Origin of the sequence: Trinickia diaoshuihuensis, from assembly GCF_003390925.1 — a bacterium.
GTDB lineage: Bacteria > Pseudomonadota > Gammaproteobacteria > Burkholderiales > Burkholderiaceae > Trinickia > Trinickia diaoshuihuensis.
In genome coordinates, this window is sequence record NZ_QUBS01000017.1 from 26,391 (window position 1) to 48,705 (window position 22,315).

Here is a 22,315-nt window from a genome sequence, read left to right on the forward strand (position 1 = left end):
CTTGCGCTAGATGCGCGTAGGTGCGCGGGCACGCAAGCCATGCATGCGGCGGCCGGTGCCGCTGCTCAAAACATAAGTCGGGAGAAACAATATGCCGTCGTTCGATGTCGTCTGCGAAGCCAATATGGTCGAAGTCAAGAATACGATCGAGCAATCGAACAAGGAAATCTCAACGCGCTTCGATTTTAAGGGGTCGGACGCACGCGTCGAGCAAAAGGAACGCGAACTCACGATGTTTGCCGACGACGAATTCAAGCTCGGTCAGGTCAAAGACGTCCTGCTGTCGAAAATGGCCAAGCGCAACGTCGACGTGCGCTTTCTCGACTACGGCAAAATCGAAAAAATCGGCGGAGACAAGGTCAAGCAAATCGTCACGATCAAGAAGGGCGTGTCGGGTGACCTTGCCAAGAAGATCGTCAAGCTCGTCAAGGACAGCAAAATCAAAGTTCAAGCAAGCATTCAAGGCGATGCAGTGCGCGTGACGGGCGCCAAGCGCGACGACCTGCAAAGCGTCATTGCCATGTTGCGCAAGGACGTGACCGATACGCCGCTCGACTTCAATAACTTCCGCGACTGATAGGCGCCGCGCTCGCTCAATGCTTGCGCGCGTGCGCCTCGCCGGCGCCCGATTTCGCGGCGGCCTGCGCCGCGCCCTTCTTATCGCCGATCCGGCTTTCCGTGCCGGCGATCAGCTTGCCGATGTTGGCGCGATGGCGCCATACGAGCAGCGCGCTCATCGCGAACACGGCCCACGCAATCTCGTTCTCCCCGAACAGGAAGATGTCGAATAACGGTGCGAACACGGCGGCGACGAGCGCGGCGAGCGACGAATAGCGCATGAAGAACGCGACGATGAGCCAGGTCAGCGCCGTTGCGAGGCCAAGCACCGGTTGGATCGCAAGCAAGACGCCGGCAGCCGTCGCCACCCCCTTGCCGCCCTTGAATTTGAAGAAGACCGGATAAAGGTGCCCGAGGAAGACGGCGATCGCCGCCAACGCCACGGCGGTGTCGCCCAGGCCGAAGCGCGGACCGAACCGCGTGACGAGCCAAACGGCCAGCCAGCCTTTGAACGCATCGCCGAGCAGTGTCAAGACGGCCGCGGTCTTATTGCCGCTGCGCAGTACGTTCGTCGCGCCGGGGTTCTTCGATCCGTAGGAACGGGGATCGGCCAGCCCCATCGCGGCGCTGACGATCACGGCGAACGAGATCGATCCGATCAGATAGGCGGCAACGGTGGCGATCAACAATGACATAGGCGGGACTCTTTCGACTTAGCGGGCAAACCGCGCAAAAGCGCGGGGCGGGTCATTTTACCGAACGGCGCGGGTCAATCGACGCTCGCGCATTGCACGGGGCGCGCGCCGAGCAGCGCCGTCAATACCGACGGCGCCAAGCTGATCAAATAGCCGCGGCGCCCGCCGTTCAGATAGATCGAATCGAGATCGAGAATGCTCGACTCGACGTAGACGGGCATCGTCTTTTTCGTGCCGAACGGCGAGGTGCCGCCGACCAAAAAACCGGAATGCCGATTCGCGACCTCGGGCTTGCAGGGTTCGACGCGCTTCGCGCCGATTTGGCGGGCGAGATTCTTCGTCGAGACGGTGCGGTCGCCGTGCATGAGGACGATCAGCGGCTTCGCGTTTTCATCCTCCATGACGAGCGTCTTGACGACGCAGTGCTCGTCCACGCCGAGCTGGCGGGCCGATTCGCCGGTCCCGCCGTGCTCGACGTAGTCGTACGGGTGCTCGCCGAAAGGCACGTCATGGCGCCGCAGGAACTGCGTGGCCGGGGTCTCCGAAACATGTTTGCTTTTGCTCATCGGCGCATTGTAAGCGCAACCGCCCGCTCGTTCACCAAGCGCCGCATTCACCCGCGCGGGTGATGCGTCGCGTGCAACGTCTTTAGGCGCTCGCGCGCGACGTGCGTATAAATCTGCGTGGTGGAAATATCGGCGTGACCGAGCAACAGTTGCACGACGCGCAAGTCCGCCCCGTGATTGATTAGGTGCGTCGCGAAGGCGTGCCGCAGCGTGTGCGGCGACAGCGGCGTTTGCACGCCGGCCGCGCGCGCATGCCGCTTGATGATGTTCCAGAACTGCTGACGCGTCATGCCGTCGCCGCGCGCCGTGACGAACAGCGCATCGGCCGCGCGCGCGCCCATCAGCGCAGGGCGGGCGTCGCGCAGATACCGCGCGATCCAGGCGTGCGCCTCTTCGCCGAACGGCACGAGCCGCTCTTTCGAGCCTTTGCCCATGACGCGCACGACGCCCTCGTTTAGCCCCACCTCGACGGTCTTGAGCGCAACGAGTTCGCTGACGCGCAAGCCGCTGGCGTACATCAACTCGAGCATCGTCCGGTCGCGCAAGCCCAGCTCGGTGTCGACGTCGGGCGCCGCGAGCAGCGCCTCGACCTGCGCCTCGGTCAAGGTCGACGGAAAACGCGGGGCTTGCGTCGCCGAGCGGATGCGCATCGTCGGATCCGCGCTCACGCGATGTTCGCGCAATGCCCAAGCGTAGTAACGCCGGAAGACGGACAGCCGGCGATTCGAGGACGTCGCCTTGCCGTCGCTGCGCGCGGCGATATAACCGTTGATATGCGGCTCGGCGGCCGCATCGATGCCGACCCGGTGCGTGCGCGCGAGCCATTCGGCGAAGAGCCGCAAGTCTCGGCCATACGCGTCGAGCGTATTGCGCGAGAGCCCGTGTTCGAGCCAAAGCGCATCGCCGAACGCATCGATCGCGCGCACGTTGACCGCCTGCAACGCCTGCACGGCCGGGTCGGCCGCCTCCCGCGACGAGTGCGCGGGCGCATCGGGCCGCGCCGGCGCGGCGATCTCCCCCGTGTCGTTCATATCGCTCATAACGCCAGTGCGAGTTGATTACTTTCGTGCGCGATCAGCCAGCGCTTGACGCGCGGATAAAATCCGTCGCCGGCATGATGCGAGAAGCCGCCGAGACCATTCGCCCCCACGACGCGGTGGCACGGCACGACGAGCGGAAACGGGTTGTCGCCGCACGCCTGGCCGACGGCTCGCGCCACACCGCCCACCTGAGCCGCGAGCGAGCCGTAGGTCATGACGCTGCCGAGGGGGATTTCGCACATCGCCTGCCAGACGCGCCGTTGAAACGGCGTGCCCGTATCCGCGAGCGGCAAATCGAACGGCGCGCCGGCATCGGCCAGATAACGCTCGATTTGCCGCGCGGCCCGCTCGGCGATCGCCGAATCGGGCGAGCGCGCGGGGACCGAATCTTCTAGATAGACGATCGATCGCACGACGCCGGCCGCGGCATCGACTTCGATCCCGACTTTGCCGAACGGCGCACTGACGACGGCGTGGTACATCGATGTTCTCCGGTGGATAACGGCAGCGTTGATGTCCCGTAGCTTACGCCGCTTGCAGCGCCCATTGCACGTGCTCGCGCACGAGCGACGACGGATCCTCGGTGCGCGCTCGCAAAGCCTCGACGATTCGTACGCGGGCCTCGCGGCCCAGCGCGTCGAGTTCGCTCAAGCGCTCAGTCGTCGCATCCGTGCGTCCGGCTCGCAGCGCATTGCCCATCGCCACGGCCAAATTGCGCAGCCATCGCTCGTAGCCGATGCGCCGGATCGCGCTGCCCTGCATCCGCGTATCGAACTGCTCGGCGCTCCACGAGAACAACTCGACGAGCGTCGCCCGATCGAGCCCATGCCGCACGTCGAAATCGTCGACCGGCGCCGCCTGCGCGAATTTGTTCCAAGGGCATACGAGCTGGCAGTCGTCGCAGCCGTAGATCCGATTGCCGATCAGCGGCCGCAACGGTTCGGGAATGCTGCCCTTCAACTCGATCGTCAAGTATGAAATGCAGCGGCGCGCATCGACGCGATAAGGGCCGACGATCGCACCGGTCGGGCACGCGTCGATACAACGCGTGCACTGCCCGCAATGGGCGCCGGCCTCGCGCGTCGCGCGTTCGGGGGCCGTTTGCGCATCGGTGGGCAAGTCGATGTCGACGTAGATCTCGCCGAGGAAAAACAGCGAGCCCGCGTCGCGCTCGAGCAGCAACGTGTGCTTGCCGCGCCAGCCGACCCCGGCCTTTTGCGCAAGCGCCACCTCGAGCACGGGTGCCGAATCGGTAAAGACGCGGTAACCGTAAGCGCCGATCGCGCGCTCGATGCGCTCGGCAAGCTGCTGCAAACGCTGGCGCATGACCTTGTGATAGTCGCGCCCGCGGGCATAGAGCGAGACGACGGCCGCTTCCGGATCGGCCAAGCGCGCCATCTCTCGCGCGCGCCAATCGCCGCCGACACCCCGGCCGCCCTCGCGAGGAGCAGCTAACGAAGCGCTTTCATCGTGTTCGCCCGCGAGCGTTGCCGCGGGCAAATACGCCATGCGCGCCGTGATCACACGTCGCGTACCGGCCACAAGCTCGGCCGGCCGCGCACGTTTGGCGCCATGTTTGGCCATATAATCCATCTCGCCGTGGCAGCCCGCTTCGAGCCACGCAGTCAGCGCTGCTTCGGCATCCGAAAGATCGGTGTCGCTGATACCGACGGCCGAAAAGCCCAGCTCGAGGCCCCACGCTTTGATCCGCCGCGCAAGCGTCGCGAGCGCGGTGTCGTCGAGCGGCTGCGTCGCGCCGCCCGCATCGGCCTCGCCGAGCGTGCGGGCGCCTTGGACGGCCTGTTCCGGACTTCGTTTCATCCCGCTATTTTACGAGAATGCCCGCCGCGTCCGCATCGTCGTTTTTTCCGCCCGCGAAAGCGCTTCTCGAGCGCAGCTTCCCGCTCGATGACCTCGCGGCCACCGACGCGTTCGGCGAGCGTTTCGCGCGGGCGATCGACCACGTCCGCATGCTTCCGGGCTTCACGGGCCTGCACGTGCAGCTATTGGGCGACCTCGGCGCGGGCAAGACCACGCTCGTGCGCGCGACGCTGGCCGGTCTCGGGCACCGGGGCCGCGTGCGCAGCCCGACTTACACGCTCGTCGAGCCCTACGCGCTCGCCCGCGACGACGGGGAACTCGAGCTTTATCACTTCGATCTGTACCGCTTCGCCGATCCGGCGGAGTGGGCCGACGCGGGCTTTCGCGAATATTTCGACGCGGGCGCGGTCTGCCTAGTCGAGTGGCCGCAGAAGGCCGGCGCGCTATTGGGCACGCCCGACCTCGTCTTCTCGCTCGATACGATCGACGCGGACCGGCGCATGCTCGAGGCCCGTGCATACAGCGAACCAGGAAAAGCATGTCTCGAAAGATGTTGATCAAGCCGTTCAAATCGATCGAATCGGCAGCCACGGCCACCCATAATTGGCGCCGCCGCCAAGTGCTGCGCGCGGGCGCATCGACGCTCGTGCTCGGGCTCGCGTCCTCGCTCGCGCTGCCTCGCCTTGCATTGGCAAGCTCGGTCCTCGGCGTGCGCGTATGGCCGGCACGCGACTACACGCGCGTGACGATCGAATCCGATCAACCGCTGCAAAGCACGCAGCAATTGCTGCAGGGGCCCGATCGCCTCGTCGTCGACCTGAACGGTCTCGACCTCGATCAAGCGCTGCGCGACCTTGTCTCGAAGATCACGCCGAACGACCCGCAGATTCAGACGGTGCGCGTCGGGCAATTTCAGCCGCATGTCGTGCGGCTCGTGTTCGACTTGAAGGGCTCCGTCAAACCGCAAGTGTTTACGTTGCCGCCCGTGGGCAGCTATCGCTATCGGCTCGTCCTCGATTTGTACCCGACGGTCGCGCCCGATCCGCTGATGGAATTGCTCGCCGAGACCGAACGCAAGGAAAAGCGCCTGGACCAAAGCGCGCGCAGCGCGGATGCCATGCAAACGCCGGCGCCGCTCGCGGGACCCAACGCCGGGCCGGCCTCGCCGCCCTCCCCGCCCGACAATAGCGATGCGTTTTTCGAACGCTACGCGCAACAAGGCGAAAACGGCACCCCGGCCGCGGGCGCCGGTGGTTCGGCTTCGAACGGCGGCGTGCCGCGCAAGGCGCCCAAGCCCGCCGTGGAGCCGCCGGCGCTCGCGCAACGCAAAAGCGGCCCGAGCAAGAGCGAAAGCCCGGCCGAGGACGGCCTCGACGGCGGCGATACTTACGCGTTCACGACGCCGAAATCGGGCAAGACCGTGCGCCTGCTCACAGTCGCGATCGATCCGGGCCACGGCGGCGAGGACCCCGGCGCCATCGGCAGCGCCGGCACCTACGAAAAGCATGTGGCGCTCGATATCGCCAAAAAGTTACGCGCGCTGATCGATGCGCAACCGAACATGCGCTCGATGATGACGCGCGACGCCGACTTCTTCGTGCCGCTCAACGTGCGCGTGCAAAAAGCGCGACGCGTCGGCGCCGACCTGTTCGTCTCGATCCACGCCGATGCGTTCACGACGCCCGAGGCCCGCGGCTCGTCGGTGTTCGCGCTCTCCGAGCACGGTGCGACGAGCGCCGCGGCGCGCTGGATGGCGAATAAGGAAAATTCGTCGGATCTCATCGGCGGTATCAACGTCAAGACTCAGGATGAGACCGTCAACCGCGCCCTATTCGACATGTCCACGACGGCGCAGATCCGCGACTCGCTACGCTACGGCAATTTCGTGCTCAAGGAAGTGGGCGAGATCAATAAGCTGCACAAGGGCTCGGTGGAGCAAGCGGGCTTCGCGGTATTGAAAGCGCCCGATATTCCGTCGATCCTCGTCGAAACCGCGTTCATCAGCAATCCCGACGAGGAAAAGCGTTTGAACGACGACGGCTACCGCGGCGAAATGGCCAATGCCATCCTCAAGGGCATCAAGCGCTACTTCGCGGCGAATCCCCCGCTCGCGAAGAATCGGATGGCGTGACGGGCCTTGGGGCCCAGGCCCGTGAGGGCAAGCACGGGTCGAGGCGGCGCATCGGGTAGGCGAAGTACAATGATCCGCCCCAATGCTCCGTAGGAGTGCGCCGTGCCGCCATCCGTAAAAGCCATTCTGAAGCCGACGCAGCGCGACATCGGCAGCCTGTTGGTGCGTCGCGTCTTGCCGGCGCTCGCGGCGCGGCTCGTCGGCCCGTTCATTTTTTTCGACCACATGGGGCCGGCCACCTACGCGCCGGGCACCGGCGTGGACGTGCGCCCGCATCCGCATATCGGGCTCGCCACCGTCACTTATCTGTTCGAAGGCGCGATGCTTCATCGCGACAGCATCGGGTCCGTGCAGCGCATCACGCCCGGAGATGTCAATTGGATGACGGCCGGCCGCGGCATCGTGCACTCCGAGCGCACGCCCGACGAAGAACGCCGCCATGGCCAGGTGATGCACGGGATTCAAACCTGGGTGGCGCTGCCGCTCGCGCATGAGACGGACGAGCCCTCGTTCGAGCATCATGGCGCCGCGACCTTGCCGCAAACCGAACGCAACGGCGTGTCGCTCACGGTCATCGCCGGCAGCGCTTTCGGCCTGCAAGCGCCCACGCGCACCTACTCGCCCACCCTTTACGTCGCCGCGAGCTTCGCGCCGGACGGCGCGCTGGCGCTCACGCCCGAGCATGAGGAGCGCGGCGTCTATCTCGTCGACGGCGATCTTTCGATCGACGGCGAGCCGCTCGAGCCCTATCACATGGCCGTGCTCGCTCCCGGAGAAACGGCTACGCTCGCGAGCCGCTCGGGCGCAACGGTCATGCTGCTCGGCGGGGCGAAACTCGAAGGCGAACGGTTCATCGAATGGAATTTCGTGGCGAGTTCGCGCGAGAAGATCGCCGAGGCCAAGGCAGCCTGGGCCGCGCAGGCGATGGGCAAGGTGCCGGGCGAGACCGAATGGATCCCGCTTCCGGAGCGCGGCGCGCGGCCGCCGCAAGGTTGAAATGACGCAAGCCGCACCCATCTGCTGCGGCATCGGAAACCATTGAGGTTTGCTATGAACACCAGTTTGGCTACCTTCGAAAAAGACGTGATCGACGCCTCGGCCCTCGCGCCCGTCCTGGTCGATTTCTGGGCGCCGTGGTGCGGCCCGTGCAAGACGCTCGGCCCCATGCTCGAAAAACTCGAGCAAGAGTACGGCGGCCGCTGGCGGCTCGTGAAGGTGAACGTCGACGAAAACCAGCAGCTCGCCGCGCACTTTCAGGTGCGCAGTATTCCGCACGTCGTGGCATTCGCGGGCGGGCGCCCCGTGGATCAATTCACCGGCGTGCTGCCGGAAGGGCAATTGCGCGCGTTCATCGAGCGGCTCGTGCCCGATCCGGCTCAAGCCGAACACCGCACCGCGCTCCATGCGCTGGAGCAAGGCGAGTTGGAAGTCGCGCGCGATCATCTGCAAGCGGCGCTGGCGCTCGATCCCGGTTTCGACGAGGCGCGGCTAGACCTCATCGAGCTATTGCTGGACCAAGAACAGGTCGAGGACGCGCGCCGCGAGGCCGAGTTGCTCTCGCCGAAGACGACGCAAGGCATCGACCCGCGTTACAACGCGCTCAAGACGCGGCTGGACGCGCTCGACGCGGCCACGGATTTGCCGCCCACCGACGCGCTCGAAGCCGCCGTCGCGGCCGATCCCGCCAATTTGGAAGCGCGCTTCGATTTGGCCAACGCCCTGATCGCGCGCCGTGCTTACGAACCGGCGCTGGAGCACCTGCTGGAGATCGTCAAACGCGACCGTTCGTTCCGCGACGATGCGGGCCGCAAGACGATGCTCTCGGTGTTCGATCTGGCGGCGCAGCGGCCCGAACTCGTCGCGCAATGGCGGCGCAAGCTCAGCGCCGTTCTTTACTGACCCGCACAAAGCGGCCCTGCCCGCGCCCCGCGAGCATTCAGCGGGGCGCTTTGGCGAGCGCGCGCAAGACGTGCGCGGCGGCCGCGAAGCCGAAACTCGCCGTCACGCACACGCTCGAACCGAAACCGGCGCAGTTCAGTCCGACCGGCCCGGCATGCCCGGGCGAGGTGCTCAAGTGCTGGGCGACGTCGTCCATGTCGCAAACGGCCGCTTCGGGATAGATGAGCGGCTCGTCGGAATAGACGGCGCTCACCTTGAATTTCGCCTTCGGTCCGCGCGGAAATCCGTGCTGCTTACGCAGTTGCGCGCGCACCTTCGAGAGCAGCGGGTCTTGGATCGTCAAGGCCAGATCGTCGATGCGGATGCGCGTCGGATCGAGTTGTCCGCCAGCCCCGCCCACCGTGACGAGCGGCTGCCGATGCTGGACGCACCACGCGATGAGCGCCGTTTTCGTGCGAACGCTGTCGATGGCGTCGACGACATAGTCGAAACCGCCCCCAAGCAGCGTCTCGAAGTTTTCCGGTTCGACGAAATCCTCGATACGCCGGACCTCGCACGCGGGATCGATCAGGGCGATGCGCTCCGCCATCGCATCGACCTTGGGCTTGCCGAAATTGCCGTTCAGCGCGTGCACTTGCCGGTTCGTATTGCTTTCGGCAACGTTATCGAGATCGATCAGCGTCAGTTTGCCGATCGCGCTGCGCGCGAGCGCCTCGGCCACCCAGGAGCCCACCCCGCCGATCCCGATGACGGCCACGTGCGCGCGCTCGAACGCGGCGAGCGCGCTATCGCCGTACAGGCGGGCGATGCCGCCGAACCGGCGCGCGCGATCGACTTCGCCGATCTCGGATGCGGGGAGGAGATCGGCGCTGACCGCGGTGGCGCTAGGGCTGGACATGGTGCATGTAATTCATACCTTGGAAGCCTGTATTTTGCCTGATTGCGTCCGAGCGGACCGCACGAAAGGCAAGAGGGCGGGCGGCGCCGCATTGCGACTACGCGACGCGCGGCACGTTTGTCGCAGGTTGGCTATACTGACCCCGACTGTGTAGCGGTCGCATAACAACATGACTACCCTCGCCGATCTCCGAAAAGACTATGCGCGCGGCTCGCTCGATGAAACGAGCGTCGACGCCGATCCGATCCGCCAATTCGATGCCTGGTTCAAACAGGCACTCGACGCGCGGCTGCCCGAGCCCAATACGATGACGCTCGCCACGGTCGACGCGCGCGGGTATCCGTCCGCGCGGATCGTGCTGATCAAGGGCGTGGACGAACGCGGCTTCGTCTTCTTCACGAATTACGAAAGCCGCAAGGGGCTCGATTTGGCGGCCAACCCGCATGCGTGCCTGCTCTTTTACTGGATCGAGCTCGAACGTCAGGTAAGGGTGGAAGGAACCGTCGTCAAGACGAGCGCCGAGGATAGCGACACTTATTTCAATTCGCGTCCGCTCGGTTCGCGCATCGGTGCCTGGGCATCGGATCAGAGCCGGCCGATCGAGAGCCGCGCGCTGCTCGAAGCCCGCGAAAAGTCATTTGCCGAGCGCTTTGGCGAGAATCCTCCCCGGCCGCCGCATTGGGGCGGCTACCGCCTCGTGCCGGAAACCATCGAGTTTTGGCAAGGGCGCCCGTCGCGACTGCACGACCGAATTCTTTACACACGCCAGAGCGCCGGGACCTGGCGCATCTCGCGACTTTCGCCTTGACGGCGAGCTGACGCGCTAGCGCCCGCCCTTTGGCCTTGCCGGGCAGGCGGGCTCGACCGTCTGTGTAAGAACATGCCGCCCGCGCCGGGCGGCTGCTTTGCTCTGCTTTGCATTTTCAACGTACACGGAGAAAACGCATGTTCTGGGAGAAAAAGCTGGCGCAGTGGGTAGACGACGTGCGCAACAAGACGAACCTGCCGGCCCGGCTCGTCTTATGGAACGGTCAGCAACTCGATTTCGGCAGCTTCGCGGCGCCGCAAGTCACGCTCAAGGTCAATTCGGCCTCGGCGCTGCCGCTGTTGCTCGAACCGAGCCTCGACAATCTCGGCGAAGCCTATGTGAAAGGCAAGATCGACATCGAGGGCAAGCTGTCCGACATCATCTCGATCGGCTACTCCCTCGCCCGGAGTACGGTCACGAGCGCAAGCAAGCTCGCCCGCGTGCGGCGCTACTTCAATCACTCGAAAAACTCGGACAAGAAAGCGATCCAATACCACTACGACGTATCGAACGAGTTTTACAAGCTGTGGCTGGACAATAACATGGTTTATTCGTGCGCCTACTTCGAAAACGGCGACGAGAGCCTCGACGCGGCGCAGTTGAAGAAGATCGACCACATCTTGAGAAAAATCCAGCTACAACCGGGTCAGCGCCTGCTCGACATCGGCTGCGGCTGGGGCGCCCTCGTGCTGCGCGCTGCCAGCAAGTTCGGCGCGCAGTGCGTCGGCGTCACGCTCTCGCAGAACCAGTTCGATCTGGCCACCGAGCGCGTCAAAGCGGCAGGGCTGGCCGATAAAATCGAGATCCGGCTGCAGGACTATCGCGACATCGACGGACAATTCGATCGCATCACGAGCGTGGGGATGTTCGAGCACGTCGGGCGCAAAAACCTGCCCGCTTATTTCGGCAAGATCCGCGAGTTGCTGGTCGAAGACGGGATCGCCATGAATCACGGCATTACCTCGACCGATTACGACAGCGGCGAAACCGCACTCGGCGGGGGCGAGTTCATCGACCGGTATGTTTTCCCCGACGGCGAGTTGCCGCACATCAGTCTGGCGCTGGAATCGATGCAGCGCGGCGGACTCGAACCCGTCGACGTGGAAAGCTTACGGCGTCATTACGCGCGAACGCTGGAGATCTGGACCGACAACTTCGAGCGGCATAGCGAGAAGCTCAAAACGCTCGTCGACGACGAAAAATTCCGGATCTGGCGCGTCTATCTGGCCGGGTGCGCCTACGCATTCGAAAATGACGACGTCTCGTTGTTCCAAATCGTCTGCCGCCGGGCCGGCCGCAGCGCTCAAACGTTGCCTTGGTCGCGCCGCTACATGTACGATCGCCCGCTCGACGCATAGCGCGCACTCGACCCTTTACGAGGGTCCGGCAACCGATGGCAGCAAGCTCAGACGATTCGCAATTCGATCTATTCGGCGACATGGACGCCGCCTCGCCGCCGGCGGCGTCCTCCGGCAAAGGCCCTGCCGAGCCCGTGGATTCGCACTCGGCCGGCGAAGCGGCCCCGGCCAGACGCGGCGGCCGCCGGGCACGAGCCGTGCTCCCCGCGCCCCCATCGCCCGAGGTCCTCGACTGCGCGCGAGCCTTGCCGCCGCAGGTGCGTCTAGGCACCTCGTCCTGGTCGTTTCCGGGATGGGAAGGTCTCGTCTACGGCGAGGGTTACAGCGATTCGAAACTCGCGCGCGACGGGCTCGCCGCCTACGGAGCGCATCCGCTGCTGGGCACGGTCAGCATCGACCGCTCGTTTTACGCCCCGCTTTCGGTGGCCGACTACCTGCGCTACGCGCAACAGGTGCCCGACGGCTTCCGATTCGTCGTCAAGGCGCCGGCCTCGGTCACGGATACCACGCTGCGCGGCGAGCGGGGCGAACCGGTCGCCGAGAACCCATGCTTCCTCGACGCCCGGCTCGCCGCCGACGAGTTCGTGACGCCGTGCTTGGAAGGCCTCGGACCGAAGGCCGGCTCGCTCGTTTTCCAATTTCCGCCGCTGCCCGAGCGGATCTTGGCGGACCCGCTCGCTTTCATCGAACGGCTCGGCGCGTTTTTCGACGCGCTCCCGCCGCTGCCGGCGGCGCCGGACGGCGCCTGCGGCCCATGCTACGCACTGGAAATTCGGGATGCTTGCCTGCTGACGCCGCGGCTGATCCGCATGCTGCGCGAGCGCGGGGTGCGCTACTGCGTGGGGCTGCACGCTCGCATGCCCGATCCGTTAAGACAAGCGGCCGCGCTGGCGCTGCTCGACGGCGAGGCGCCAAGCGGCCCGCTCATCGTGCGCTGGAGTTTGCACGGCGGCTTCAAGTACGAACAGGCGAAGGCCAAGTACGAACCGTTCAACCGGATCGTCGACGAGGATCCGGCCACGCGCGCGGCGCTGGCCGAGCTTGCCGCGCGGTACGCGATCGCGGGGCAGCCCGTGCTGATCGTGACGAACAATAAGGCCGAGGGCTCGGCCCCGCTCACCTGTGTGGGACTCGCGCGCGAAATCGCCGCCGCCTGCGCCCGATTGCGCGAAGAGGCGGCGACGGCGGACGAAGCCCGTTCCGCTTGAGCGCCGCGCGAGCCGCCGCTGCCAATGCAGGCCTACCGTATCCGGCAACCGGCGGCAGTTAGGCGCCCGGGCGCATCCAGCTCGCGAATTTCGCGCGGAATTTCGCGACTTTCGGCGCCACCACGAAGGCGCAATACCCTTGCTCGGGATGCCGAGCGAAATAGCGCTGGTGGTAGGCTTCGGCCGGCCAGTAGTTGCCGTCCAGCGGTTCGACTTGGGTGACGATCGGTGCGTCGAATACGGCTTCGCGCTCGAGTTCGCGGATCGATTCGAGCGCAATCTCGCGCTGACGTTCGTCATGCGTGAAAATCACTGACCGGTACTGGTCGCCGACGTCGTTGCCCTGACGGTTCAGTTGGGTCGGATCGTGGATCGAGAAGAAAATCTTCAGGATCTCGTGATAGCTGATCCGGGCCGGATCGAACTCGACTTTGACCACTTCGGCGTGACCCGTGCCGCCATCGCAGACTTGCTCGTAAGTCGGCTGCGCGAGCGTGCCGCCCGCGTAGCCCGATTCGACGCTTTTTACGCCTTCGACGTCGAGATAAACGGCTTCGAGACACCAGAAGCACCCGCCGCCCAGCGTCGCCGTTTCGGTTGTCTGACTCATCGCTTTCGCTCTCCTCGTACTTGCCCGGTATTTGGCAACACGCCCGATTCCCGCGCATTGCGCTCCGAGAGACTAGCTTAGTGCGTTTTCGCGGAAGATGTCAGTCTATGCGAATCGGGCGGCGCCACGCGGGCGCGAGTTGTGCGTAACCTGAATCGGCCCATGCCGATTCAATTAGAATCTGCGCTACGCAACTTACGCCGAAGCCTTCAATCTTGGACTTTTTTCTTTCCGCCGCTCTTTGTGATGCGCCGTATGCGGCGGCCGCGCGCCAAACCGGAGTTTTCGCCAGATGAAGCGCGCGAACCCTCCCAATTTCGACGCCGCCGCATTCCGGCGCGCACTGGGCCAATTTGCGACGGGTGTGACGGTTATCACGACGCGCGCCTCGTCGGGGCAGCTTATCGGCATCACCGCGAGTTCGTTCAATTCCGTTTCGCTCGATCCGCCGCTCGTCCTATGGAGCCTCGCGACCAAGTCCGCCTCGATGCCCGTGTTCCGAGCGAACAGCCATTACGTCGTCAACGTGCTGGCTGCCTCGCAGCTCGACCTGTGTCAGCGTTTCGCGACGGTCAAGGGCGACCGCTTCGCCGGCGTGTCGCACGCCGCGGGCGATACCGGCATGCCCGTGCTCGAAGGCGCGCTGGCCTGGTTCGAATGCCATAACCGCAGCCGCTACGAGGAAGGCGACCATGTCATCTTCGTGGGTGAAGTCGAGCGTTGCGGCGTCAACCCGGACGCCGAGGAGATCGCGCCGCTGATCTTTCACGGCGGCGCGTTCCACGGCGTCAAGCCGCTGTAAGGCCGGCGCCTGGGCGCATCAGACGAGCGTTTCGAGCTGATAGCGGCGCGAGTAGACACCGGGGGTCACCGCGCGGTTGCCTTGAACGATCCGCACCCGGTAGCTGTCCGGGCACTTGCCGTGGCCGCCCGTGGCCTCGCGCACGCGGGCATCGCGCTCGCCCGAGACCTCGTGCCAGGTCTTGCGCCACTGGCGCGCCGCGTGCCGATAGCCGATCAGCCAGCCGACGCCCATCCGGCGCGCGGCGATCATCGTCGCTAGCTCTTGCAAGAACCCCGCCGCGCCGAGTTTGCACCCGCGAAACGCGATCAGCCCCGCCTCGCGCATCCCCCACTGCTCGAACCAACTCGACACGCCGGCCGCATCGATGATCTTGCGGCCGATGCTGACGCCTCCCGGCAGGCCATGACTCACGACGATCAGTTTCGTCGACAAATCGGAAAACGCGAGGCACCCCTCGGTGATCGGCGTAAAGCCTCGAATCTTGCAGCCCGACGCATGAGGCAACGTGAAGCAGCGCTGATCGGGAATGCGGTAGCGCTGCTTCCACGCATATGAATCCATGTTGATGATCGGGTCGTTGGGGTCGAGCATGATGATCGCCGCCTGCTTCCATTTCATATGCATCTCCGGTTCGGGGAAGGAACGGCCTACGATAACCACCCCCCTTCACCCGGCCGGCCCCGAACGGCGACCTAGGACCGAATTACCCGTTACGGCACGCTTTTACGACTTTTCGTAAGCGGCTGCGGCCGGCGTCAGCGCGCTTGCCCCGTCGTCGCTGTCGGCGTCAGCGTGACCGGCACGCCCGAATCTTCCTTGAGCGTCTGCAAGACGATATTCGAGCGGATGTCCATGACGCCGGGCGCCTTATACAGCTTGCTCAGCACGAAATCGGAGTAGTGTTTCAGGTTGTGCGCGAGCACGCGCAGCACATAGTGGCTTTCCCCGGTGACGACGAAGGCACCCACCACCTCGGGCCAGGCGCGCACCGCCTCGGCAAAGCGTTCGTGCCAATTCTCCTGATCGTTGCGCATCGAAACCTGGACGAACGCTTCGAGCTCGAAGCCGAGCGCCTCCCGGTTCAGACACGCGCGATACCGCTCGATGACGCCCTGCTCCTCGAGCAGCCGCAGCCGGCGCAGACACGCCGACGGCGACAAGGAAATGCGCTCGGCCAGATCGAGGTTGCTGATCCGCCCTTCGTTTTGGAGAACGCTCAGAATACGGCAATCGGTGGCGTCCAGCGTGATCGCGTTCATTTTTGGCCCCCTTTTTAGGTTTATCTCGAATTATGTTCTAGTCTGCGCCGTTGGTGGCGAGAATTTCGCAAGCACTTTGCGCGCGAAGTTGCCTATCATCGTCTCAAGCTTCCCGATGATTGAGGAGACATGAAGGAGACGATTTGGGATATCTCGCCGCCGGTCGAGCCCGGTACGCCAGTCTGGCCTGGTGACACGCCCGTCGGCGTCGAGCGCGTGTGGCGCATGGAAGCGGGCTCGCCCGTCAACGTCGCGCGGCTCACCTGCTCGCCGCATACGGGCGCGCACGCCGATGCGCCGCTGCACTACGACGCCGGCGGCGCCGCGATCGGACATGTGCCGCTCACGCCCTATCTCGGTCAGTGCCGCGTCGTCCATTGCATCGGCGCGGCCCCACTCGTGCTGCCCGAGCATATCGCGCCGTTCGCCGATGCGCTGCCGCCGCGCGTCTTGCTGCGCACGTACGCGCAGGCACCGGTCACACGCTGGGACGAAGCGTTTTGCGCCGTCGCGCCGCAAACGATCGATTTTCTCGCCGAGCGCGGCGTCATCTTGATCGGCATCGATACGCCATCGCTCGATCCTCAGGACTCCAAAACGATGGACAGCCATGGCCGCGTGCGCGCGCACCGCATGGCCATCCTCGAGGGGCTCGTGCTCGACGCCGTGGCGCCGGGCGATTACGAGTTGATCGCGTTGCCGCTCAAGCTCACCACGCTCGATGCGAGTCCCGTGCGCGCGGTACTGCGCGCATGGCCCGCACCGCGTGAAATCTGATCGCTTGCCCATTCCAACTCCCCATACCGACTTCATGAAGACTCGTGCCGATGCACTCGCGCTCGATCGCGACGACCCCCTGGCTCATTTACGCGAGCGATTCGCACTGACGCCGGACGTCATTTATCTCGACGGCAACTCGTTGGGCGTGCCGCCCGCCGCGGCCGCGGCACGCGCGCAAGCGGTCATTGCCAAGGAATGGACCGAAGGACTCATCCGCAGCTGGAACACGGCGGGCTGGTTCGCGCTACCGCGCCGCCTCGGCGACAAGCTCGCGCCGCTGGTCGGCGCGGCGGCCGATGAACTCGTCGTCACCGACACCATTTCGGTCAACCTCTTCAAGCTGCTTTCAGCCGCTTTGAGGATGGCGCATGAGCGCGATCCGAGCCGCCGCGTGATCGTGTCCGAGCGCGCGAACTTCCCGACCGATCTTTACATCGCGCAAGGGCTCATCGAGCAACTCGATCGCGGTTACAGCTTGCGTCTCGTCGACGACCCCGCCGAGTTGCCCGACGCCATCGGCGCCGATACGGCGATCGCGATGATCACGCACGTGAACTATCGAACCGGCTACATGCACGACATGGCTTCGCTCACGCAGCTCATCCAGCGTGCCGGTGCGTTCGCTCTGTGGGACCTCGCGCATTCCGCCGGCGCCGTGCCCGTCGATTTGAACGCGGTCAATGCCGACTTCGCGGTCGGCTGTACCTATAAGTATCTGAACGGTGGCCCCGGCTCTCCGGCTTTCGCGTGGGTGGCCAAGCGCCATCAGGACGATCTCGCGCAACCGCTCTCGGGCTGGTGGGGCCACGCCGCGCCGTTCGCGATGAACCCCGCGTATACGGCGGGCCCGGGCATCGGGCGTTTTCTGTGCGGCACGCAGCCGATCGTCTCGATGTCGCTCGTCGAGGCCGGGCTCGACGTGTTTCTCGAAACCGATATGAGCGCGATCCGGCGTAAATCGCTGGCCCTCACCGATGCCTTCATCGATCTCGTTCAAACGCGCTGCCCGGGCCATCCGCTGACGCTCGTCACGCCGCGCGCGCACACGCAGCGTGGCTCGCACGTGAGCTTCGAGCATCCGCACGGTTACGAAGTCATGCAAGCGTTGATCGCGCGCGGCGTGATCGGCGATTACCGGGAACCGCACGTGCTGCGCTTCGGCTTCACGCCGCTTTACACCCGTTTCGTCGATGTATGGGACGCCGTGGAGGCGCTGCGCGACGTGCTCGATACGCAGACCTGGCGCTCGCCCGAGTTCGCCGCTCGCCATTCAGTCACCTGAGGCACGCCGAGGAAATCCAAATGACCGAACATATGCGTCTACCGGAAATGCCCGAAACGGCCGAGTCGATGCCGATGCCGCAAGCGGCGCGCGGCTGCCCGTTCGGGCATGGCGAAGCGCCCGCGGCGGCCGACGCTTCAGCGAAGGCGACGCCGCACGTACCCACGGGCGATGCGGGTTGGCACGATGCGCAACTCGATTTCTCGCAGTCGATGAGCTACGGCGATTACCTCTCGCTGGATTCGATTTTGCACGCGCAACATCCGCGCTCGCCCGATCACAACGAGATGCTGTTCATCATCCAGCATCAGACGAGCGAGCTTTGGATGAAGCTTGCGCTCTACGAGTTGCGCGCGGCGCTCGGCTGCGTGCGACGCGACGAGCTACCGCCCGCGTTCAAGATGCTCGCGCGCGTCTCGCGCATCATGGAGCAACTCGTGCAAGCGTGGAACGTGCTGGCCACGCTGACGCCTTCCGAATACACGGCGATGCGCCCGCACTTGGGTTCGTCGTCTGGCTTTCAGTCGTATCAGTATCGGCAGATCGAGTTCGTGCTCGGCAACAAGAATGCGCAGATGTTGAAGCCGCACGCTCATCGGCCCGACGTACTCGCCGAGGTACAGGCGACGCTCGACGCGCCCTCGTTTTACGACGAGGTCGTGCGCCTGCTCGCGCGGCGCGGTTTTGCGATCGCTCCCGAACGGCTCCAGCGCGATTGGACCCAGCCGACGGTCTATGACGCTTCGGTGGAAGCGGCATGGCTAGTGGTCTATCGCGATCCGTCGCAGCATTGGGAACTCTACGAAATGGCCGAAGAACTCGTCGACTTGGAAGATGCGTTCCGGCAATGGCGTTTTCGGCACGTGACCACGGTGGAACGCATCATCGGCTACAAGCAAGGCACCGGCGGCACGAGCGGCGCGCCTTATCTGCGCAAGATGCTCGACGTGGTGCTGTTTCCCGAGCTTTGGCACGTCAGGACCGTGCTGTAGGGCGACATCGATGTCCCCGCTCGCCGCTCGTTGGCGGGGACACCGGCCCAACCGTCAGATCTCGAGACTGCCCGGCTCCGGACATATCCACGAAGCCTTCAATCGCTCGCGGATCTCGGCTAACGTCGTCGTGACCAGCAACTCGCCGTCGCGAAACACCGGTTTCAGCTCGCCCAGCTCGAACTCCTCCAGCGTCTGCTGCTCGTAGAGCACGTAGTCGCCGCCTTCTTTTTCGACACGCAGTAGTCCGCGCGCCGATTTCTTCGTGCCGTCGTCGGTCGCGGGATCCTTATAGATGTCGACTTGCTCATCGCCGACCTCCGCGTAGATGGCCTTCATCGCCCAGCCGAACGTATCGCGCGAAAGCATGTTGTAGGTGTATGAGCCGATGCCGAACACGACATTGCTCGACGCGAAGCCCTTGGCGGCCAACCGGCGCATGATCTCCCACGCGCGCGGCAACGAGATCGAATCACCGTAGATAAGGCCGACCTTGTCGTTCAGCATCTTGTAGCCCTTCTCCGTCTCGGTGCCGCCGTAGATATCCCACAGGCACTGCACGGAACCCTTGCGCTCGGCCTCGGTAATCGTCTGCTGCGTCGCCGCCACGACGTATTTTCCGTCGATCATTCGATAGGTGCCGTCGGCGTTGCGCATCAGTTCGCCGTCGTCGTAGCCGGCCAAGATCCGCACCGGATCGCCCGAATCGGGACGAAACACCACGCGGCTTTGGCCCAAGGCGTTCGGCTTGCGCGCCAAAATGTCGTCCTTCAACTCCTTGGCAATGACCGTGATGACGTTCCAGTAGTCGAACGAGTCGGAGACTAAGGACACCATCCCCGCCGGATAGTCTTGCGTCACGAACTCGCGGATCACTTCGCGCTCGGCCAACCGTCGCAGCCCTTTTTCCTCGTAGCCGGCGGCCTCCAACTCGTTCGCAATCCGTTGCGCCTCGCGTGCCGCGTCCTGCGCCGAGAGCCCTTTGAGCGCAGCCGGCATCGAGACGCCAACGCCCTTGCCCGTTGCCAGGCGCTTGAGCGTGAACAAGATGCGCAACGTCATCACGCTATGTTCGGAGGCCGGGATCGAGCCGCCCACCAGTTCCTTGTCCGCATCGGCGCCGTAGTAGTCCTCGGCATAGTCGATCGCGGGGATCGTGTCCGTGCCCGTGAATGACAGCAAGTGCCCGGTGCCGCACCGCATGGCGTCGTGCACGCCGCTCATGCCGCGCATCGAAAAATCATGTCCTTGCCAATCGACGAAGGCTTGCGGCGCGCCCGTCAATTGCGCAAAGTAGGTCAGCAGCTTGCGGAACTCGAACGCGATCGTCGCCACCGTGGACGGCTTCCACAGTTCGGTGCTGAACAGCGTTTCGAAATAGGTGGATACCCACGGGAAATCCGGGTGCGTATTGACGAACACGACCGGCGGCACTTTGATGTTCACGCGCGCGCCTTCGGGCAACGCCCTCAGCTCGAGCGGCAAGTAGCCGAGGTCGTGCAGCGCCGCCAGTCGGTCGACGGGGACGGCGTCGGGACCCAGCGCGGTGTCCATGCGGCGCTTGTATTTGCGCAGCGCCTCGGCCTTCGGCACCTGAAAGAATTCCCGTTGGAACACGCCGAGGAAAAACTCTTTGATGAAACCTTGCAAGCCGAACCAAACGACCTTGTTGTCGAAGAACTGCGGCAGCACGGGCGCGTACTTCGCGGAGCGGGGCGTGAAGTTCGCGACGAGCGTCTTAGTTTCGCGGGGGTATTGCCCCGGATGCCCCGTTTTATAGAAATCTGCCAGATTGAAGGGAATCAGTCCGTTCATGCTCTTTCTCCTGGATATGCGATGTGCGGTGGGTTCAGACCTGGATGGCGCGCGTATCGCTCGTCCAGTTGTTGCGCGTGAAGACCGCGGCATACTCGTTCAGCAATGCATCGAGGCCCTTGCTGAAAATGCCGTGTGTCACGTAGAGGTACAGCGGCCGACGTATGCCTGCGTCCGTTTGCTTGCGGCGCGCGGCATGCGCAAGTTCGGTGAAGGTGCGGCCGCCGTCGCAGATATCGTCGACCACGAGCAGCGGGCAATCCGGCAATACCCCTTGAATCTCCGTGCCGGTGATTGCGCCGGTGTGCGTATCGCGCACTTTGTCGGCGAATACGACGGGCAACTCGAGTTGCGCAGCCAGTTTGAGCACGCGCTTGCGTGCGCCGGCATCCGGCGCGACGAGCGCTACCTGCTCGCCGTGGGGGGTGATGCGCTGGAGCGCGCGACGCAAAGCGGGGATCGGATCGTCGATGATGGAACGCTCGAGCAAGGCAGGCGTGACGTCGCTGTGCGGATCTTGGACGAGCACTCGCCGGTATTGCTGAGCGTTGATCAGATCGCAAAATACCTTGACGCTCAACGACTCGCCGGGATTGGCAACCCGATCTTGGCGCGCATAGGGCACGTACGGCAGTTCCAAATCGATCGGCACACCCGGATAAGCCCGGCGCAATGCGTCGGTCGCCATGAGCAACGTCATCACCGCGTCCGCGGTCGGAAGGTGCGCCGTCACTTCGAATACGTCGGCGCTTATGCCGGTCTCCACAGTGACGTGCAACTCGCCGCCCGGAAACTTCAAGACCTTCATTTCCACGGGACGGCGAGCGAAGCCGGAAGTATCCGGGGAATGCGTCGTTTGAGCTACCGCGGTGATGCCGATCATCGCCCTCTCCACATAGTTGTAAATCTCGACTAACGTGGGCCGAAGTATAAAACGAGATAGTCGATATTTGCAACTATGTTTGTTAGAATATTTCCTTGGCGGTTTCGAGCAAGGGAGGAGGACGATGACCAAGCGCTACCAGAAACCCGACGTCAGCGTCGACGTGGTATTGCTGACGCTCGCGGAGCAAGGCTTGATGGTCGCGCTCCATCGGCGTCCGAACGAGCCTTACGCCGGGGCGCTTGCGCTGCCCGGCGGCTACATTCATACCGACGAGGACGGTTCGCTGGAAGATGCCGCGCGCCGCACGTTGCGCGAAAAGACGGGACTGGCGCCGCGCTATCTCGAGCAATTACAAACGTTCGCGGGTCCGGGGCGCGATCCGCGCGGGTGGTCGGTCGCCGTCAGCTATGTCGCGCTGGTTCCACTGGCGGAGTTGGCGGCGGGACCAAGCGGCGTCTTCGAGTTCTACTCGGTGGACGCGATTCCCGAACTTGCTTTCGACCATAGCGATCAAGTTCGCGCCGCGGTGGAGCGCGTCAGAAACAAATCGAGCTATTCGACGCTGCCGTGCTGGCTGCTGCCGGAACGATTCACGTTGACGCAATTGCAGCACACATACGAAGCGGTCTTCGGCGAGACCGTCACCCGCGCGACCTTCCGATCGCGGCTCGGGATCAAAGTGGGCGATGTGCAAGCCGGGCAGGCGGTGGACGAAGCCGGCGTGTTGATCGCCACCGACGACTATCAAGTCGGCAACCAACGACCGGCGCGTCTGTTCCGCGCCGACAAACTGGGGTTGTTCAAGCGCGCAAGCTGGTGACGGTAAGCAGGCGGCCGCTTACCGGTCACTCCCACGCACGCCTGGATGATATGTTATATCATCTCGGTCATGCATTCTCATGGA

At 64.4% G+C, this 22,315-nt stretch carries 24 protein-coding genes; 13 read left to right on the forward strand and 11 right to left on the reverse strand.

Annotation, left to right across the window (positions count from 1 at the left end):
• Positions 1–91 precede the first annotated feature (91 nt).
• Complete coding sequence (locus DXT59_RS03400; RefSeq protein ID WP_116135531.1) at positions 92–577, forward strand: YajQ family cyclic di-GMP-binding protein; 486 nt, start codon at positions 92–94, stop codon at positions 575–577.
• Between the two features lie 16 nt (positions 578–593).
• Here the strand turns inward: DXT59_RS03400 and plsY are convergent, their stop codons facing one another.
• The 5 genes from plsY to queG all read right to left on the reverse strand — a co-directional run bounded on the left by plsY (position 594) and on the right by queG (position 4,680).
• Complete coding sequence (gene plsY / locus DXT59_RS03405) at positions 594–1,253, reverse strand: glycerol-3-phosphate 1-O-acyltransferase PlsY (RefSeq protein ID WP_116135532.1); 660 nt, start codon at positions 1,251–1,253, stop codon at positions 594–596.
• Between the two features lie 74 nt (positions 1,254–1,327).
• Entirely contained in the window at positions 1,328–1,819 is a 492-nt protein-coding gene (locus DXT59_RS03410) for an aminoacyl-tRNA deacylase (RefSeq protein ID WP_116135533.1), read from the reverse strand.
• A gap of 47 nt (positions 1,820–1,866) precedes the next feature.
• Entirely contained in the window at positions 1,867–2,850 is a 984-nt protein-coding gene (gene xerD, locus DXT59_RS03415) for a site-specific tyrosine recombinase XerD (RefSeq protein WP_116135578.1), read from the reverse strand.
• 5 nt (positions 2,851–2,855) lie between these two features.
• Positions 2,856–3,341, reverse strand: coding sequence for a methylated-DNA--[protein]-cysteine S-methyltransferase (locus tag DXT59_RS03420; protein WP_116135534.1), 486 nt, complete (start codon positions 3,339–3,341; stop codon positions 2,856–2,858).
• A 43-nt stretch (positions 3,342–3,384) separates the two neighbouring features.
• Positions 3,385–4,680: a tRNA epoxyqueuosine(34) reductase QueG gene (queG, locus tag DXT59_RS03425; RefSeq protein ID WP_116135535.1), complete on the reverse strand. Its 1,296-nt coding sequence runs from the start codon at positions 4,678–4,680 to the stop codon at positions 3,385–3,387.
• A gap of 17 nt (positions 4,681–4,697) precedes the next feature.
• On the opposite strand from queG, the gene tsaE reads away from it, so the two are divergent.
• From tsaE to trxA, 4 genes are all read left to right on the forward strand, one after another.
• On the forward strand, positions 4,698–5,237 hold the full coding sequence (gene tsaE, locus DXT59_RS03430) for a tRNA (adenosine(37)-N6)-threonylcarbamoyltransferase complex ATPase subunit type 1 TsaE (RefSeq protein ID WP_116135536.1): 540 nt from the start codon (positions 4,698–4,700) through the stop codon (positions 5,235–5,237).
• Positions 5,219–6,811: an N-acetylmuramoyl-L-alanine amidase gene (locus DXT59_RS03435; RefSeq protein ID WP_116135537.1), complete on the forward strand. Its 1,593-nt coding sequence runs from the start codon at positions 5,219–5,221 to the stop codon at positions 6,809–6,811. The genes tsaE and DXT59_RS03435 overlap by 19 nt, the downstream gene beginning before the upstream one ends.
• Before the next feature lie 102 nt (positions 6,812–6,913).
• A complete protein-coding gene (locus tag DXT59_RS03440; RefSeq protein ID WP_116135538.1) occupies positions 6,914–7,807 on the forward strand; it encodes a pirin family protein in 894 nt (297 codons plus the stop codon).
• A 54-nt stretch (positions 7,808–7,861) separates the two neighbouring features.
• The gene (gene trxA / locus DXT59_RS03445) at positions 7,862–8,710 is read left to right on the forward strand and encodes a thioredoxin (RefSeq protein ID WP_116135539.1); all 849 of its coding nucleotides are present in this window, start codon (positions 7,862–7,864) and stop codon (positions 8,708–8,710) included.
• Positions 8,711–8,747: 37 nt separating this feature from the next.
• Here trxA and tcdA read toward each other — a convergent pair whose 3' ends face one another.
• Complete coding sequence (tcdA, locus tag DXT59_RS03450) at positions 8,748–9,608, reverse strand: tRNA cyclic N6-threonylcarbamoyladenosine(37) synthase TcdA (RefSeq protein WP_116135540.1); 861 nt, start codon at positions 9,606–9,608, stop codon at positions 8,748–8,750.
• A gap of 169 nt (positions 9,609–9,777) precedes the next feature.
• Here tcdA and pdxH point away from each other — a divergent pair, with 169 nt between their 5' ends.
• The 3 genes from pdxH to DXT59_RS03465 all read left to right on the forward strand — a co-directional run bounded on the left by pdxH (position 9,778) and on the right by DXT59_RS03465 (position 12,982).
• On the forward strand, positions 9,778–10,416 hold the full coding sequence (pdxH, locus tag DXT59_RS03455) for a pyridoxamine 5'-phosphate oxidase (RefSeq protein WP_116135541.1): 639 nt from the start codon (positions 9,778–9,780) through the stop codon (positions 10,414–10,416).
• 137 nt (positions 10,417–10,553) lie between these two features.
• The gene (locus DXT59_RS03460; protein WP_116135542.1) at positions 10,554–11,774 is read left to right on the forward strand and encodes an SAM-dependent methyltransferase; all 1,221 of its coding nucleotides are present in this window, start codon (positions 10,554–10,556) and stop codon (positions 11,772–11,774) included.
• 35 nt (positions 11,775–11,809) lie between these two features.
• A complete protein-coding gene (locus DXT59_RS03465) occupies positions 11,810–12,982 on the forward strand; it encodes a DUF72 domain-containing protein (RefSeq protein ID WP_420823356.1) in 1,173 nt (390 codons plus the stop codon).
• 58 nt (positions 12,983–13,040) lie between these two features.
• On the opposite strand, the gene msrA is transcribed toward DXT59_RS03465, so the two are convergent.
• On the reverse strand, positions 13,041–13,592 hold the full coding sequence (msrA, locus tag DXT59_RS03470; protein WP_116135543.1) for a peptide-methionine (S)-S-oxide reductase MsrA: 552 nt from the start codon (positions 13,590–13,592) through the stop codon (positions 13,041–13,043).
• Between the two features lie 292 nt (positions 13,593–13,884).
• Here msrA and DXT59_RS03475 point away from each other — a divergent pair, with 292 nt between their 5' ends.
• Complete coding sequence (locus DXT59_RS03475; protein ID WP_116135544.1) at positions 13,885–14,394, forward strand: flavin reductase family protein; 510 nt, start codon at positions 13,885–13,887, stop codon at positions 14,392–14,394.
• 18 nt (positions 14,395–14,412) lie between these two features.
• Here DXT59_RS03475 and DXT59_RS03480 read toward each other — a convergent pair whose 3' ends face one another.
• Together DXT59_RS03480 and DXT59_RS03485 are read right to left on the reverse strand one after the other, a co-directional pair.
• Positions 14,413–15,015: a DUF4347 domain-containing protein gene (locus tag DXT59_RS03480; RefSeq protein WP_162877934.1), complete on the reverse strand. Its 603-nt coding sequence runs from the start codon at positions 15,013–15,015 to the stop codon at positions 14,413–14,415.
• 137 nt (positions 15,016–15,152) lie between these two features.
• Entirely contained in the window at positions 15,153–15,656 is a 504-nt protein-coding gene (locus DXT59_RS03485; protein ID WP_116135546.1) for an Lrp/AsnC family transcriptional regulator, read from the reverse strand.
• A gap of 129 nt (positions 15,657–15,785) precedes the next feature.
• On the opposite strand from DXT59_RS03485, the gene kynB reads away from it, so the two are divergent.
• Genes kynB through kynA form a run of 3 tightly spaced genes read left to right on the forward strand, consistent with a single transcriptional unit; the run spans position 15,786 to position 18,710 of the window.
• The gene (gene kynB / locus DXT59_RS03490; protein ID WP_116135547.1) at positions 15,786–16,433 is read left to right on the forward strand and encodes an arylformamidase; all 648 of its coding nucleotides are present in this window, start codon (positions 15,786–15,788) and stop codon (positions 16,431–16,433) included.
• Between the two features lie 34 nt (positions 16,434–16,467).
• Entirely contained in the window at positions 16,468–17,718 is a 1,251-nt protein-coding gene (gene kynU, locus DXT59_RS03495; RefSeq protein WP_116135548.1) for a kynureninase, read from the forward strand.
• Positions 17,719–17,738: 20 nt separating this feature from the next.
• Complete coding sequence (gene kynA / locus DXT59_RS03500) at positions 17,739–18,710, forward strand: tryptophan 2,3-dioxygenase (protein ID WP_116135549.1); 972 nt, start codon at positions 17,739–17,741, stop codon at positions 18,708–18,710.
• 54 nt (positions 18,711–18,764) lie between these two features.
• Here kynA and DXT59_RS03505 read toward each other — a convergent pair whose 3' ends face one another.
• Positions 18,765–20,525 carry a nicotinate phosphoribosyltransferase gene (locus DXT59_RS03505; protein ID WP_116135550.1) on the reverse strand — a complete coding sequence of 587 codons (1,761 nt, stop codon included), beginning with the start codon at positions 20,523–20,525 and terminating at the stop codon, positions 18,765–18,767.
• A gap of 34 nt (positions 20,526–20,559) precedes the next feature.
• Positions 20,560–21,408: a ribose-phosphate diphosphokinase gene (gene prs / locus DXT59_RS03510; RefSeq protein ID WP_116135551.1), complete on the reverse strand. Its 849-nt coding sequence runs from the start codon at positions 21,406–21,408 to the stop codon at positions 20,560–20,562.
• Positions 21,409–21,532: 124 nt separating this feature from the next.
• Here prs and DXT59_RS03515 point away from each other — a divergent pair, with 124 nt between their 5' ends.
• Positions 21,533–22,231 carry an NUDIX hydrolase gene (locus tag DXT59_RS03515; protein WP_116135552.1) on the forward strand — a complete coding sequence of 233 codons (699 nt, stop codon included), beginning with the start codon at positions 21,533–21,535 and terminating at the stop codon, positions 22,229–22,231.
• Positions 22,232–22,315 lie beyond the last annotated feature (84 nt).

What these genes read in the sequence shown, in the direction of transcription:
- DXT59_RS03460 (WP_116135542.1), top strand. Translation starts at nt 10,554, where the DNA reads ATGTTCTGGGAGAAAAAGCTGGCGCAGTGGGTAGACGACGTGCGCAAC.
- DXT59_RS03515 (WP_116135552.1), top strand. Translation starts at nt 21,533, where the DNA reads ATGACCAAGCGCTACCAGAAACCCGACGTCAGCGTCGACGTGGTATTG.
- DXT59_RS03410 (WP_116135533.1), bottom strand. Translation starts at nt 1,819, where the DNA reads ATGAGCAAAAGCAAACATGTTTCGGAGACCCCGGCCACGCAGTTCCTG.
- DXT59_RS03485 (WP_116135546.1), bottom strand. Translation starts at nt 15,656, where the DNA reads ATGAACGCGATCACGCTGGACGCCACCGATTGCCGTATTCTGAGCGTT.
- prs (WP_116135551.1), bottom strand. Translation starts at nt 21,408, where the DNA reads ATGATCGGCATCACCGCGGTAGCTCAAACGACGCATTCCCCGGATACT.
- plsY (WP_116135532.1), bottom strand. Translation starts at nt 1,253, where the DNA reads ATGTCATTGTTGATCGCCACCGTTGCCGCCTATCTGATCGGATCGATC.
- DXT59_RS03465 (WP_420823356.1), top strand. Translation starts at nt 11,810, where the DNA reads ATGGCAGCAAGCTCAGACGATTCGCAATTCGATCTATTCGGCGACATG.
- DXT59_RS03475 (WP_116135544.1), top strand. Translation starts at nt 13,885, where the DNA reads ATGAAGCGCGCGAACCCTCCCAATTTCGACGCCGCCGCATTCCGGCGC.
- kynA (WP_116135549.1), top strand. Translation starts at nt 17,739, where the DNA reads ATGACCGAACATATGCGTCTACCGGAAATGCCCGAAACGGCCGAGTCG.
- kynB (WP_116135547.1), top strand. Translation starts at nt 15,786, where the DNA reads ATGAAGGAGACGATTTGGGATATCTCGCCGCCGGTCGAGCCCGGTACG.
- trxA (WP_116135539.1), top strand. Translation starts at nt 7,862, where the DNA reads ATGAACACCAGTTTGGCTACCTTCGAAAAAGACGTGATCGACGCCTCG.
- msrA (WP_116135543.1), bottom strand. Translation starts at nt 13,592, where the DNA reads ATGAGTCAGACAACCGAAACGGCGACGCTGGGCGGCGGGTGCTTCTGG.
- queG (WP_116135535.1), bottom strand. Translation starts at nt 4,680, where the DNA reads ATGAAACGAAGTCCGGAACAGGCCGTCCAAGGCGCCCGCACGCTCGGC.
- xerD (WP_116135578.1), bottom strand. Translation starts at nt 2,850, where the DNA reads ATGAACGACACGGGGGAGATCGCCGCGCCGGCGCGGCCCGATGCGCCC.
- DXT59_RS03480 (WP_162877934.1), bottom strand. Translation starts at nt 15,015, where the DNA reads ATGAAATGGAAGCAGGCGGCGATCATCATGCTCGACCCCAACGACCCG.
- DXT59_RS03420 (WP_116135534.1), bottom strand. Translation starts at nt 3,341, where the DNA reads ATGTACCACGCCGTCGTCAGTGCGCCGTTCGGCAAAGTCGGGATCGAA.
- tsaE (WP_116135536.1), top strand. Translation starts at nt 4,698, where the DNA reads ATGCCCGCCGCGTCCGCATCGTCGTTTTTTCCGCCCGCGAAAGCGCTT.
- DXT59_RS03505 (WP_116135550.1), bottom strand. Translation starts at nt 20,525, where the DNA reads ATGAACGGACTGATTCCCTTCAATCTGGCAGATTTCTATAAAACGGGG.
- tcdA (WP_116135540.1), bottom strand. Translation starts at nt 9,608, where the DNA reads ATGTCCAGCCCTAGCGCCACCGCGGTCAGCGCCGATCTCCTCCCCGCA.
- kynU (WP_116135548.1), top strand. Translation starts at nt 16,468, where the DNA reads ATGAAGACTCGTGCCGATGCACTCGCGCTCGATCGCGACGACCCCCTG.
- pdxH (WP_116135541.1), top strand. Translation starts at nt 9,778, where the DNA reads ATGACTACCCTCGCCGATCTCCGAAAAGACTATGCGCGCGGCTCGCTC.
- DXT59_RS03435 (WP_116135537.1), top strand. Translation starts at nt 5,219, where the DNA reads ATGTCTCGAAAGATGTTGATCAAGCCGTTCAAATCGATCGAATCGGCA.
- DXT59_RS03400 (WP_116135531.1), top strand. Translation starts at nt 92, where the DNA reads ATGCCGTCGTTCGATGTCGTCTGCGAAGCCAATATGGTCGAAGTCAAG.